Source organism: Nocardioides gansuensis (genome assembly GCF_003076135.1).
In the GTDB taxonomy this organism is placed as follows: Bacteria; Actinomycetota; Actinomycetes; order Propionibacteriales; family Nocardioidaceae; genus Nocardioides; species Nocardioides gansuensis.
Map to the genome: position 1 here is coordinate 74,773 of NZ_QDGZ01000011.1, position 13,677 is coordinate 88,449.

The window sequence follows — 13,677 nt, forward strand, 5'->3', positions numbered from 1 at the left end:
ACAAACAGTCAAGGCAGACGCGTCGCCGAATGCAACCGATGGCCGCCCGGGACGCGGCCCGGGTGAGAATGGGCGCGTGTCCTCGCTGCCCGTCGTCGCCGTCGTCGGTGCGACCGCGTCGGGGAAGACTGCGCTGAGCCTCGACCTGGCGCAGGCGCTGGGCGGCGAGATCGTCAACACCGACGCCATGCAGCTCTACCGCGGCATGGACATCGGCACGGCCAAGCTGCCCGAGCCGCGGCGCCGGAGGATCCGCCACCACCTGCTCGACGTCCTCGACGTGACGGAGCCGGCGACGGTGGCCGAGTTCCAGGCCATGGCCCGCGCGGCGATCGACGACATCCACGCCCGCGGCCGCGTGCCGGTCCTGGTCGGCGGCTCGGCCCTCTACACGCGAGCCGTGCTCGACCGGTTCGAGTTCCCCGGCACCGACGATTCCGTACGCCGCGAGCTCGAGGCCGAGCTGGACCGGCTCGGGCCCGGGGAGCTGCACCGGCGGCTGGCGGGCGTCGACCCCGAGGCCGCGGAGCGCATCGAGCCGGGCAACGGCCGCCGCATCGTCCGGGCACTCGAGGTGATCGCGCTGACGGGGCGGCCGTTCAGCGCGAGCCTGCCCCGCCTGGAGTACCACTACCCGCGCGCTTGCCAGATCGGCGTACGCATCGACCGCCCCACCCTGGACGACCGGATCGGACAGCGGGTGGAGGAGATGTTCGCCGACGGGTTGGTCGACGAGGTCGACCGGCTGCTGCGGCAGGGCCTCGCGCAGGGCCGCACCGCGGGGCTCGCGATCGGCTACCGCGAGGTCGCGGCCCACCTCGCCGGCGACCTCACGCTGGCGGAGGCGAAGGAACGCACCGCGCAGGCGACGCGGCGCTTCGCGCGCCGGCAGGAGAGCTGGTTCACCAAGGACCCGCGCATCCACTGGGTCGACTGGGACGACCCGCAGAGGACCGCGAAGGCGGTCGCCGTGGTCACTCGACAAACCTAGCGGCGCCCGGGCAGGGTGGGAACGTCGTCGTCCCGGGAGGTCCCATGCGTCACAGTCGTTCAGTCGTCCTTGCCGCCGCCGCCGTGGTCGGTGCCGCCACCCTGGCCCCCGTCGGCCCTGTCGCCGCCGAGGAGACGCCGCTGCAGCGAGCGCTCGAGGAGCGGGCCCGTCCCACCCCGAAGATCGCCACGGCGATCGGCACCGGCGGCGCCGTCTCCACCGTCGACCCGGAGGCCAGCGCGGCCGCCCTCAAGGTGCTCAAGAAGGGCGGCAACGCCGCCGACGCGGCCGTTGCCGCGGCTGCCACCCTCGGCGTGACCGAGCCCTACAGCGCCGGCATCGGCGGCGGCGGCTTCTTCGTGCACTACGACGCCGAGACCGGCAAGGTCCGCACCATCGACGGCCGCGAGACCGCGCCGAAGCGGATGCCCACCGACGCCTTCATCGACCCCGCGACAGGCAAGCCCTACAACTTCACGCCCGAGCTGGTCACCAGCGGCGTGAGTGTCGGAGTCCCTGGCACGCCGGCCACGTGGCACCGTGCGCTGAAGCGGTGGGGGACGCTGAGCCTCGCTGACGCCCTCAAGCCCGCGGTCAAGGTCGCCACCCGCGGCTTCGTGGTCGACGAGACCTTCCGCCAGCAGACGCTGGACAACAAGGAGCGCTTCGAGGCCTTCCGGGCCACGAAGAAGCTGTTCCTGCCGGGCGGGGACGCGCCGCAGGTGGGCTCGGTCTTCAAGATGCCCGAGCTCGCGGCCACCTACCGGAAGCTGGGCGCGCAGGGCCTCGACTACTTCTACCGCGGCAAGCTCGCCAGGCTGATGTCCGACATCGTGCGCAAGCCCCGCACCACCAAGGGCACCGACCTCCCGGTCCCGCCCGGCTACCTGCGCCCGAGCGACCTGCGCGACTACAAGGTGCGCAACCAGAAGCCGACGAAGGTGAGCTACCGCGGCTACGACGTCTACGGCATGGCGCCGGTGTCATCCGGCGGCACGACGGTCGGGGAGGCCCTCAACATCCTCGAGCGCTACGACCTCGCGAAGCTGCCCGTCGTCCAGGCGCTCCACCTCTATCTCGAGGCGAGCGCGCTGGCCTTCGCCGACCGCGGGAAGTACGTCGGCGACCCGAAGTTCGTCGACGTGCCCGTCTCAGACCTGCTCTCCGACACCTTCGCGGCCGAGCGTGCCTGCGCCATCGACCCCACCAAGGCGATGGCCAAGCCGACGGCGGCCGGTGACGCCGCGTCGTACGACGGGGTGTGCGCCGCCGCCCGCCAGTCCGGCGCCACCGACGCGGACACGGAGAACATCTCGACGACGAACCTGACCGTCGCCGACAAGCGGGGCGACGTCGTGGAGTACACGCTCACGATCGAGCAGACCGGCGGCTCGGGCATGGTCGTGCCGCGGCACGGCTTCCTGCTCAACAACGAGCTGACCGACTTCTCCACGGTCTACGTCGAGACCGACCCCAACCGGATCCAGCCCGGCAAGCGGCCGCGCAGCTCGATGTCGCCGACGATCGTGCTCAAGGACGGCAAGCCGTTCCTGGCGCTCGGCTCGCCCGGCGGCTCGACGATCATCACCACGGTGCTGCAGATGCTCGTCAACCGGATCGACCTCGGGATGACCGTCCAGCAGGCGATCGCGGCGCCGCGCGCGACCCAGCGCAACTCCGCCAACACCACCGCCGAGCCGGAGTTCATCGCCGCCTATGGGCCTGCCCTGACGGCGTTCGGCCACAAGCTGGTGCCGGCGGGCGACGCCTTCACGAGTGCGGCGGAGATCGGGGCTGCGACGGCGATCGAGTTCGGGCCCGGTGGGCTGATGACGGCCGTGTCGGAGCCGAAGCGGCGCGGAGGTGGCGCGGCCCGCGTGGTCGACCCGAAGTGAGTCCGGACTGAGCAAGAACGGTCGGGCGGACTGACCGGTCATGCGACCAGACTGGTCGCATGACGGGACGGGATCGCCTCAGGGAGCTCCTCGACGCGGTGCTCGCCGAGGACAACAACCGCCTCGCCGAGATGGCCGGCGACGCCTACTCGTCGCCGTTCCACTTCAGCCGTGAGGTGCTGCGCGGGACCGGTGAGTCGCCGGTCGCGCTGCGCCGCCGGGTGATGCTCGAGCGCGCCGGGTGGCAGCTCGCGTCCGGGACGTCGGTGACCGAGGCCGCGTTCGTCGCGGGCTACGGCTCGGTCGACGGCTTCAGCCGCGCCTTCGCCCGCGCCTACGGACACCCGCCGCGCACGCGCGCCGCCCTCGCGGACATCCGGGTCCACTGGCTCAGTGCGCCGAACGGCGTCCACTTCCATCCCCCACTGAGCCTGTGGGTGCACGACACCGAGGAAGGACATCCCATGGAGCTCTCCACGCAGCTCATCCAGCACGACGTCGACGACACCCTCGCGCTCATCGAGGCTGTCAGTCAGATCCCCGACGAGGACTTTCGGCGTGAGGTCCTCCCGGGCAACCACGTCCTCGAGTGGGACGGCGAGGACTCCTCGGCCGCCAAGGTCCTCGACCACCAGGTCTGGACCAAAGAGGTCTGGGTGGCGGCCTTCGAGGGCACCGACTTCCCCCAGCACGGTGGGGACGACCCGGCGTCCTTGCGGGCTCGCCACGAGGGCGTCACGCCCCGGTGGCTCGCGGTCGTGCGCGACATCGAGCGCCGACGCGCCTGGGGCGACCGGCTCATCGACGCCCTGTGCGATCCGCCGGAGAGCTTCCAGATCGGGAGCGTCATCGCCCATGTGGTGACGTACGGCGCGCACCGGCGCCAGCTCGTCCGCCTGATGCTCCGGGCCAGTGGACACGAGGTGGGGCCGGGTGACCCGATCACCTGGATGCGCGACCGGCTCCGCGACGAAGCAGCGGAGGAGACCCGGTGACGACGATCTACTACACCGGCTGCTCGCTCGACGGGTTCATCGCGACCCCGGACCACGACCTCACCTGGCTGACCTCCCGCGACATCGACGAGGAGGGCCCGATGAACTACGGCGCCTTCCGGGCCGGCCTCGGCGCCTGTGTCATGGGAGCCAATACCTGGCAGTGGGTCCTCGACCACGACGACGAACCCTGGGGTGACCTGCCGACCTGGGTGGTGACCCACCGGACGTCGTTCGAGCCGGTGAAGTCGGTGAGGTTCACCGATGCGCCGGTCGAGGAGGTGCACGCCCATATGCGGGAGGCCGCGGACGGCAAGGACGTCTGGGTCGTCGGCGGCGGCGAGCTGGTGGGGCAGTTCCACGACGCGGGGCTGCTCGACGAGGTCTGGGTGCAGTTCGCGCCGGTGGCCCTCGGCGCCGGCCATCCGGTGCTGCCGCGCCACGTCGAGCTGCGCCTGGAGGACGTCCAGCGCAACCGCGACTTCGCGTGCACGCGCTACACGGTCGTCCGCTGAGCCGCCCTCGGTGGTTGAGGCGCGAGCGCCGCGAGCCTCGAAACCACTGCTCTGCGAGACTGGGCGGGTGAGCTACCGCTTCCTCAAGGGCCACGGCACGGAGAACGACTTCGTGATCCTGCCCGACCCCGACGGCACCGTGCACGGCGACCTGCCGGCCGAGCGGGTGCGCGCGCTGTGCGACCGGCGTGCCGGCATCGGCGGCGACGGCGTGCTCCGCGCGGTGCGCGACGAGGACGGCCGCTGGTTCATGGACTACCGCAACTCCGACGGCTCGGTCAGCGAGATGTGCGGCAACGGCGTCCGGGTCTTCGCGCGCTACCTCCACGAGCACGAGGGAGCGGACCTCCCCATCGAGGTCGCCACCCGTGCCGGCATCAAGACCGTCACCCGCGCCGGCGACGGCCTCTTCACGGTCGACATGGGCTCGCCCGAGGTGCTTGGTGACACCAAGGTCACCGTCGACGGCGCCACGCACGAGGCCCGGCACGTCTCCATGGGCAACCCCCACGCCGTCACCTTCGTCGACGACCTGGCCGAGGCCGGGACGCTGCTCGAGGAGCCCGGCTACGACCCCGCGGTCTATCCCGCCGGCGTCAACGTCGAGTTCGTACGCCGCGTGGGAGAGCACCACGTCGAGATGCGCGTGCACGAGCGCGGCTCGGGGGAGACGAGGTCGTGCGGCACCGGTGCCTGCGCGGTGATGGTCGCGGCGGCGCTGGCGGACGACGCCCCCCGCGGCACGACGTACACCGTGGACGTCCCGGGCGGCACGCTCCGGATCGAGTGGACCGAGGGAGACCGCGTCCTGATGACCGGCCCGGCCGTGATCGTCGCCGAGGGCCGGTCCGACCTCTGACACCTCCCGGCCCTGGCTGGTCGAGCGGAGTCGAGACCCGGCCTCGGCTGGTCGAGCGGAGTCGAGACCCGGCCTCGGCTGGTCGAGCGGAGTCGAGACCCGGCCCCGGCTGGTCGAGCGGAGTCGAGACGCCGCCGTAGGCTGCCCGGCATGACCGGGGACTGGACCGAGATCACGACCGCAGACGAGCTGACCGCCCTGCTGGGCGAGCCGACCGTAGCCGCGGCCACCAAGGAGCGGTCCACGCTCACCGACGTCGACCGCGACTGGCTGGCTGCCTCGCCGTTCTGCTTCCTGGCCACGGCCGACGCCCAGGGCCGCTGCGACGCGTCACCGAAGGGCGACCCGGCGGGCCGGCTCGTGCACGTGATCGACGACCGCACGATCGCGGTGGCCGAGCGCCCGGGCAACCGGCGCGCCGACGGCTACCGCAACATCCTGGCCAACCCCCACGCCGGGCTGAACTTCCTCATCCCCGGCCGCGGCGACACGCTGCGGATCAACGGCCGCGCCCGGCTGGTCCGGGAGGCGCCGTTCTTCGACGAGATGGTCGTCAAGGGGCACCGCCCGCTGCTGGCGGTCGTCGTCGAGATCGAGACCGTCTTCTTCCACTGTGCGAAGGCGTTCCTCCGCTCGCGGCTGTGGCAGCCCGACACCTGGGCGCCGGAGGCTATCGTGCCCCGTCGCGCCGTGCTGGCACACCGGCTCGAGCGCCCCGACACGAGTGTCGAGGAGCTCGACGCCTACTACGGCCCGGCCTACTCCGCGCGGCTCTACACCGAGACCTGACCGGCCGCACGGAGGCTCACAGGGCGTGGTTGGCCACGAGGACCCGGCGTGGGTCGATGGCGTCCCGCACCCGGCACAGCCGGGCCCAGTCGTCACCGTCGTAGAAGCGGCTCGCGTCGACCCGGGACTCGGTGAACGTCGGCACCAGACCGGTTCGCGACCACCGCGACATCGCCCTCACCACTCCGAACGCCGCCGCCTTGCCCGCCACCGCGGCCTGCGGCGTCGGGGCCATCGCCACGCAGAACAGCGCGTAGTCGCCCGGCAGGTGCGAGATCGCACCACCGTCCGCGGTCGGCAGGCCGATGGCGCCGCCGAGCTGGCGGAGCTCGGCGAACATCAGCCCGGGCCGGGTGCCGGGCCCGACCTGGTCGAGGAACGCCGCGACCGCGGCCTCGTCCAGGGGTCCCAGCACGCTGTGGTCACCGACAGCCGGCACCGGGCCCGGCGGGTCCATGTGCACGGCCAACAGCTCGGCTGCCGGGATCCGGCCGAAGGTGTCCAGCTCGGGCGCCAGCGAGCGCAGCGGGGCGAGCACCTCGGCCGCCTGGTCGTCCTCCGCGAGGCAGGCGCCGTCGACGATGACCAGGTCCCGGCCGGACAGGAACGGCGGCAGCTCCGGCAGCGGCGGGAAGCTCATCACCCGCAGCGACGTCGACACCGACTCCGGCGCGGTGCGGGTCCACTCGACCCAGGCCGGCACGACCTCGGGCGCCCGCTCGCGGTCCCACAACAGCATCCCGGCGAACACGTCGGCGTACGGCAGCAGCTCCAGCTCGATCGCGACGACCACGCCGAGGTTCCCGCCGCCGCCACGCACGGCCCAGAACAGATCGGCGTTCTGAGCGGCGGTCGCGGTGACCAGGCTGCCGTCGGCGACGACGACGTCCACGGACCGGATCGCGTTGGCGGCCACGCCGTGCCGGCGACCGTAGAAGGACAGGCCGCCGCCGAGGACATAGCCGGCGACCGCGACGTCCGGCGCGCTGCCGTGCGGCGCGGTGAGCCCGTGCGGCGCCACCGCCGCGATCACGTCCTGCCACAGGGTCCCGCCGACGACGCGCGCGACCCGGGCTGCGGGGTCGACGGTGACGCCGGTGAGCCCGGACAGCCGCAGCAGGACGACGTCGTCGAGCGACCGCTCCTCCAGCGCCGCGGCGCCGTGGCCGGTGCTCTGCGGAGCGACCCGGAGGCCGGCGTCGGCGGCGGCGCGGACCACGGACGAGACCTCCGCGACGGTTCGGGGTACGGCGACGGCGGCGGGCCGTTGCTCGACCGCCAGGTTCCACGGGGTCCGCGCTGCGTCGTACCCCTCGTCGCCGGGCAGGTGGACCTCGCACAGGTCGCGGAGCCCTGCGAGCGCGGTCAGGTGGGGAGTGGTGGTCATCGGAGTGCCTTTCGTTCGGTGTGGTGGACGGGGTCGTGGTCGGTGCCGACTGCCGGGATCCAGCTGTCGGCCACCGGACCACCGGGCCAGGGCGGGTCGACCTGCCGCAGCCGGTCGACCGCGAGGAAGCCGCGCTGGAGCGCCGGATCCATGGCGTCGAAGGGTGGGACCTGTGAGGCGTGGGTGCGGATCGCCCGCCAGCGCAGGTCGAGCAGATCGGCGACGTCGACCAGGTGGGTGATCTCCTCGTCGGGCGTCCCGAGCGTGTCGACAGCGGTGAACGCCGTCATCAGCGATCGCGCGAGGCAGAACAGGTAGGTCACAGCCGGGCGGTGCGACACGTCGTCGAGCGCCGCGAGGGTGGCGTCCCGCATCGCCGCGTGGTCGCGGTGCCCGTCGCTGGCGTCGAGGGTCACGACCACGTCCGGCCGGACCTCCTCGACCAGCCGTGCCACCTGCTCCCGGAGCCGGTCCGGCTCGGCCGCGGCGAGCGAGCCGGGCTCCGGGTCGCCGTCGACGCCGGAGTCGCGGTAGCCGAGCAGCTCGACCCGCTCCACGCCGAGCAGTGCGCAGGCCGCTCGCAGCTCCCGCTCGCGCGCGGCGGGCAGGTCGGTGCGGGTGAGACCGGAGCCGGGCGCCGGCTCGCCGAGCTCGCCCCGGGTCGCGCACACCACGGTGCTGCGGAACCCGTGGGCGGTGGCGTGGGCGAGGACCGAGCCGCAGCCGAAGGCTTCGTCGTCGGGGTGGGCGACCACGACGAGCAGTCGCGGTGCCGTGGGAGTGATGTCCATGGCGAGAACGGTCACGCCCGGCACGGCCCTGCCACCATCCCGATCGGCTGGGTGGTTCCGGACCCTGCGACCCTGGGTGGTCCAGACCACCCAGACTTCTGGGATGGCACCGGGGCACGCCGTATCCGACACTGAGCGGCATGGCCCGTGGACTGACCGCTGCGCGTGTACGCCAGGACGTCGACGTCGTCGCGCGCGCCGGTCTCGACCTGGACACCTTCCTCGAGGAGGCGGTCGCCTCCGTGGCCCGTGCGGTGCCGTGGGTGAGCGCCTGCATCGCGACCCACGACCCGAGCACGCACCTGCTGACCAGCGCCCGCAAGTACGGCGACCTCCGCGACCAGAACTCCCACGACCACGAGTTCGGCCTGATCGAGTACGGCACGGTCGAGCCGACCGGCTTCACCGAGCTCGCGAAGGCCGAGGTGCCGGCCGCCGGTGTGCACCTGGTCACCGACGGCGACATCGAGCGGTCCTTCCGTGTCCGCACGTTCATGAAGCCGCTGTTCGGCTTCTGCGACGAGGCGCGCCTCGCCTTCCGCGACGGCCGGCAGGTGTGGGGCGCGATGGCGCTGTTCCGCGGCTCCGACGACCACCCGTTCGACGCGGCCGAGATCGAGTTCCTCGCCTCCCTATCGGTCCCGTTCGCCCACGGAGTCCGCACCGGCATGCTCTCGCGGCTGGCCGACGTGCCGCCGCCCAGCCCGGTGAGCGGCCCCGCGGTCGTGATCGTCGGCGCCGACAACCAGATCGTGCAGATGAGCCTCGGCGCCGAGGAGCGCCTCTCCGACCTGATCACCGGCGAGGCCGGCGGTGACCCACTCTGCCCGGTGGCGGCACTCATCGGCGCCGCGCGACGCTACGGCCGCGGCGAGACCACGGTCCCACCGCGCTGCCGGGTCCGGGCCCGGAGCGGGCTGTGGCTGGTCCTCCAGGCCGGACCGCTCATCTCGCGCGACGGGCGCGAGGGCGACGTCGTGATCACGATCGAGGAGGCCCGGCCGCCGGAGATCGTGGCGCTCGTCGTCGCGGCGTTCGGGCTCACGCCCCGCGAGCGCGACGTCACCCAGCTGGTGCTGCAGGGGGTCGACACCAAGGAGATCGCGGCGACGCTGAACCTGTCGTCGTACACCGTGCAGGACCACCTCAAGTCGGTCTTCGAGAAGGCCGACGTCCGCTCGAGACGCGAGCTGATCTCCCGGGTCTACTTCGACCAGTACGTGCCGCGGATGGGCGCCGAGCTGTCGCCATCCGGCTGGTTCGCCTGATTGCCTGCCTGCGGCGGCCCCTAGGATCCCGCCCATGGACATCACCGGAGCTTCCGCCATCGTCACGGGAGGCGCGTCGGGCATCGGCGCGGCCATCGCCCGCGCGCTGGCCGCCACGGGTGCGACGGTTGTCGTGGCCGACCTGCAGGACGACAAGGGCGCGGCCCTCGCCGAGGAGATCGGCGGCGCGTTCGTGCACGTCGACGTCACCGACACCGAGCAGATCAAGGAGGCGGTGGCGGTCGCCGCCGAGCTGGGCCCGCTGCGTGCCCTGGCCAACTCGGCCGGCATCGGCTGGGCGCAGCGCACCATCGGCCGGGACGGCAGCTTCGACTCCGCCCACGACCTGGGCGCCTTCACCAAGGTCGTCGCGATCAACCTGATCGGCACGTTCGACTGCATCCGCCTCGCCGCGACGCAGATGTCGACCAACGAGCCGGACGACGACGGGCAGCGCGGTGCGATCGTCAACATGGCGTCGGTCGCCGCCTTCGACGGCCAGATCGGCCAGGCGTCGTACTCCGCCTCGAAGGGCGGCGTCGTCGGCCTGACCCTCCCGGTCGCCCGCGACCTCGCCGCGTCGGGCATCCGCGTCAACACGGTGGCGCCGGGCCTGATCGACACCCCGATCTACGACGGGTTCCCCAACCCCGAGGAGTTCAAGGCCAACCTCGGCCAGAACGTGCTCTTCCCCAAGCGCCTCGGCCGCCCCGAGGAGCTGGCCAGCATGGCGGTCGAGTGCATCACCAACTCGTACATGAACGGCGAGACGATCCGCGTCGACGGCGGCATCCGGATGCCTCCCAAGTAGACGAGACCAGTCGATCCGGCAAAGGCCCCGCCCAGCTCCGGGAGGGGCCTTAGCCTTGTCCGGGTCATGAGAGTCTCGGTCCCGTTCGCGTTGCTGTCCGTCGTCGCCGCAGTCCTCCTCCCGGTGGCCCAGGCGGTGCCCGCGGGCGCAGAGGCCGCGGGGCCGTGCGTGCGGACGCTCTCGGGATCCGGCAAGCCGATCGCGCCGGAGACGACGCCGACCACCCCGCCGGCGTACACGTGGACGACCGCAGCGATCACGGCGCCTGCGTCTTCCGACGTGGAGGACCTCGACGTCACCTTCGACATCACCCACCCGGCCGGGAAGGACGTCGCGGTCAGGCTCACCCGGCTCGTCGGCACATCGGTCACCCACTCGATCCAGCTCCAGGCGCGGCTGACGACCGATACCAGTGCGCAGGTGCGCCCGCTCAGGTGGGACGACGAGGCCACGGCGGTCTACACGGCGACGTCGCCGGCCGGTGACTACCGGCCAGCGACGGCACTGTCCGCGTTCGACGGGCAAGCTGCGGGGGCGACTTGGCGCCTGGACGTCGCCAACTACGCGAACGTCACGGGTCAGCTCAACTCCTGGTCGATCACGATCGCCTTCACCCAGTGCGACGCCGACGGCGACGGCGTCGAGGAGCACGGCGACAACTGCCGCGGGGTGGCCAACGCCGACCAGGCCGACGCCGACGGTGACGGCGTGGGCGACGCCTGCGACGGCGACCCGGACGGCGACGGCGTCGCGGGCGCAGCGGACAACTGCCCATCGATGCCCAACCCCTACCAGCTGGACACCGATGCGGACGGCATGGGCGAGGAGTGCGATCCGGACGACGACGCCGACGCGAAGCCCGACACGACCGACGCCTGCCAGTCCGTCGCCAGCACGACGGCGTCGGGCTGCCCTGCGTTCGACCGCACCGTCAAGCTCAGCCACGAGGTCCGGCGCCACCGGTTCCAGGGCCGCATCCTCTCCGACCAGCGGGGCTGCGCCAGCCATATCGAGGTGACCATCTGGCGCACGAAGAAGGGCCGGGACGCGCGGATCTCCCTGATCGACACCGACGACCGCGGCCGCTTCCGCACCCGTGCGCCGAGGCTGCGCGGCAAGTTCTACGTGAAGGTGCCCCACCAGGTCGTGCTCGGCGTCGCGGAGTGCGCCTCGGACCGCTCGCAGTCCGTGCGCGTGCGGCGCCGCTGACGGGATACTCCGTGACGAAGGGACCCTCGCGAGCGGCCTCGCGGGTGCCGATCGTCACGGAGCTATCCCACGGGCGGGTTAACCGCTCGCCGTGCCAGCGGAGCCGCCGTACTCTGGAAGCCATATGACGAACGCACATGAGCACCGCCCCGAGCTGCCGGCCCTCGGTGAGGCCGAGCTGGGGCTCGCCGAGGCCCTCGCCGCGACCCGCGGTTGGGACGACGACGACGCCGAGTGGGACAGCGCCGACGGGGACCTGACCGACGACGTGGTCTCGGTCGACGGCCCGGACCCCGAGGAGGACCTCACCGCCGGCGCTCAGGAACTGGCTGAGCGCCACGCGCTGCGCCGCGTCTCCGGCCTGCGCACCGAGCTCGAGGACATCACCGAGGTCGAGTACCGCGAGCTGCGCCTGGAGAAGGTCGTGCTCGTCGGGGTCTGGACCGAGGGCACCGTGACCGACGCCGACAACTCGATGGCCGAGCTCGCGCTGCTCGCCGAGACCGCCGGCTCCGAGGTGCTCGAGGCCGTCTACCAGCGACGCAGCAAGCCCGACCCCGCGACGTACATCGGACGCGGCAAGGTCGACGCGATCCGCGAGATCGTGCAGGCGACCGGCGCCGACACCGTCATCCTCGACGGCGAGCTGGCGCCGAGCCAGCTGCGCAACCTCGAGGACCGGCTGGGCGTCAAGGCCGTCGACCGCACCGCGCTGATCCTCGACATCTTCGCGCAGCACGCGAAGAGCAAGGAGGGCCAGGCGCAGGTCGAGCTGGCGCAGCTCAGCTACATGAAGCAGCGCCTGCGCGGCTGGGGCGGCAACCTGTCCCGCCAGGCCGGTGGCCGGGTGGCGAGCGGTGCGGGCATCGGTGGCCGTGGCCCCGGTGAGACCAAGATCGAGACCGACCGCCGCCGCATCAACACCCGCATCGCCAGGCTCCGGCGCGAGCTGAAGGAGATGAAGGGCACCCGCGACACCAAGCGGGCCGAGCGCCGGCGCAACCACATCCCGAGTGTCGCCATCGCGGGCTACACCAACGCCGGCAAGTCGTCGCTGCTCAACCGCCTCACCGATGCCGGCGTGCTCATCGAGGACGCACTCTTCGCGACGCTCGACCCGACGACGCGGCGTACGACGACGGGTGACGGCCGCGTCTTCACGATGACCGACACGGTCGGCTTCGTGCGCCACCTGCCACACCAGCTGGTCGAGGCCTTCCGGTCCACCCTGGAGGAGGTCGGCGACGCCGACTTGATCCTGCACGTCGTCGACGGCTCCCACCCCGACCCCGAGGGCCAGCTGGCCGCGGTGCGCGAGGTGCTCGCCGACATCGACGCCGGCAAGGTGCCCGAGCTCGTCGTGATCAACAAGGCCGACGCCGCCGACCCGCTCGTGATCGGCCGGCTGCGCTCGCGCGAGCCGCACAGCGTGGTGGTCTCGGCCCGCACCGGTGAGGGCATCCCGGAGCTGATGGAGGCCATCGAGAAGGACCTGCCACGACCCGGGGTCGTCTTCGAGGCGCTGCTGCCCTACGAGCGGGGCGACCTGATCAACCGCCTCCACCAGGAGGGCGAGATCGCCGCGATGGAGCACACCGCCGACGGCACGCGGATCTCCGGACGGGCGCACGCCGACCTCGCGGGCGAGCTGGCGGCGTACTCCGTCTGAAGCTGCCACCCCTCGCCGCGGCGGGGGACTGCCATCCCGCGCGGACCGGCAAACCTGCCCCTCGTGCTAAGCGAACCGGGGGATGACGGCGGCGTCATCGCCGCCGCGCGGCTGGTCAGCAGCTCGGTCCCCGCGCCCTTCACGGGCGACCGGGGCTGAGCCCGCGCGTGTCCCCGGGCGCTGTCCGCTGCCTTCCCACTATCGCCAGCAGACTCGCAACATGAGTCGAGATCCTTGGAACTTTTGATTGACACGTGGCATAAGTCGCCTACGTCCGACGAGCGCAGGATCTCGTCGGCTCGCCGCAACACGGCAACCTCGCGCTTGGCTCGCGGATCTCGGCGATCTCGTCGCTGGTTTTGCTGGCCTTCACGCCGCCGTCGACCTCGACCTGACGCACCCACTTGCGCAGCGACGCCGGTGGGGTGGGTGATACCAGCTTCCCAGGCGAGGACTGTCTGCGCGGAACCGGTGACGTGGAAGAGCTCGCCAGGGGCA

General features: G+C 72.3%; 12 protein-coding genes. 10 read left to right on the top strand and 2 right to left on the bottom strand.

The window, feature by feature from the left end; translation table 11 throughout:
• Nucleotides 1-76: 76 nt before the first annotated feature.
• From miaA to DDE18_RS20585, 6 genes are all read left to right on the top strand, one after another.
• Nucleotides 77-991: a tRNA (adenosine(37)-N6)-dimethylallyltransferase MiaA gene (gene miaA, locus DDE18_RS20560; RefSeq protein WP_245916908.1), complete on the top strand. Its 915-nt coding sequence runs from the start codon at nt 77-79 to the stop codon at nt 989-991.
• A 44-nt stretch (nt 992-1,035) separates the two neighbouring features.
• A complete protein-coding gene (ggt, locus tag DDE18_RS20565) occupies nt 1,036-2,886 on the top strand; it encodes a gamma-glutamyltransferase (RefSeq protein ID WP_116574156.1) in 1,851 nt (616 codons plus the stop codon).
• Nucleotides 2,887-2,945: 59 nt separating this feature from the next.
• Nucleotides 2,946-3,881, top strand: coding sequence for a helix-turn-helix domain-containing protein (locus tag DDE18_RS20570; RefSeq protein WP_116574157.1), 936 nt, complete (start codon nt 2,946-2,948; stop codon nt 3,879-3,881).
• Nucleotides 3,878-4,396, top strand: coding sequence for a dihydrofolate reductase family protein (locus DDE18_RS20575; RefSeq protein WP_116574159.1), 519 nt, complete (start codon nt 3,878-3,880; stop codon nt 4,394-4,396). The genes DDE18_RS20570 and DDE18_RS20575 overlap by 4 nt, the downstream gene beginning before the upstream one ends.
• Before the next feature lie 67 nt (nt 4,397-4,463).
• Complete coding sequence (gene dapF, locus DDE18_RS20580) at nt 4,464-5,255, top strand: diaminopimelate epimerase (protein ID WP_116574161.1); 792 nt, start codon at nt 4,464-4,466, stop codon at nt 5,253-5,255.
• A gap of 150 nt (nt 5,256-5,405) precedes the next feature.
• Entirely contained in the window at nt 5,406-6,044 is a 639-nt protein-coding gene (locus DDE18_RS20585; protein ID WP_116574162.1) for a pyridoxamine 5'-phosphate oxidase family protein, read from the top strand.
• Between the two features lie 16 nt (nt 6,045-6,060).
• On the opposite strand, the gene DDE18_RS20590 is transcribed toward DDE18_RS20585, so the two are convergent.
• Nucleotides 6,061-7,431 (bottom strand): FAD-binding oxidoreductase, encoded by a 1,371-nt coding sequence (locus tag DDE18_RS20590; protein ID WP_116574164.1) that lies wholly within the window; start codon nt 7,429-7,431, stop codon nt 6,061-6,063.
• On the bottom strand, nt 7,428-8,222 hold the full coding sequence (locus DDE18_RS20595) for a PIG-L deacetylase family protein (protein ID WP_116574166.1): 795 nt from the start codon (nt 8,220-8,222) through the stop codon (nt 7,428-7,430). The genes DDE18_RS20590 and DDE18_RS20595 overlap by 4 nt, the downstream gene beginning before the upstream one ends.
• 140 nt (nt 8,223-8,362) lie before the next feature.
• On the opposite strand from DDE18_RS20595, the gene DDE18_RS20600 reads away from it, so the two are divergent.
• The 4 genes from DDE18_RS20600 (at nt 8,363) to hflX (ending at nt 13,179) form a co-directional block, all read left to right on the top strand.
• Nucleotides 8,363-9,490, top strand: coding sequence for a helix-turn-helix transcriptional regulator (locus DDE18_RS20600; RefSeq protein ID WP_116574168.1), 1,128 nt, complete (start codon nt 8,363-8,365; stop codon nt 9,488-9,490).
• Between the two features lie 34 nt (nt 9,491-9,524).
• Entirely contained in the window at nt 9,525-10,301 is a 777-nt protein-coding gene (locus tag DDE18_RS20605) for an SDR family oxidoreductase (protein WP_116574169.1), read from the top strand.
• Between the two features lie 66 nt (nt 10,302-10,367).
• On the top strand, nt 10,368-11,510 hold the full coding sequence (locus DDE18_RS23475; RefSeq protein ID WP_116574171.1) for a thrombospondin type 3 repeat-containing protein: 1,143 nt from the start codon (nt 10,368-10,370) through the stop codon (nt 11,508-11,510).
• Between the two features lie 124 nt (nt 11,511-11,634).
• Entirely contained in the window at nt 11,635-13,179 is a 1,545-nt protein-coding gene (hflX, locus tag DDE18_RS20615; RefSeq protein ID WP_245916909.1) for a GTPase HflX, read from the top strand.
• The last annotated feature ends 498 nt before the right edge of the window (nt 13,180-13,677 follow it).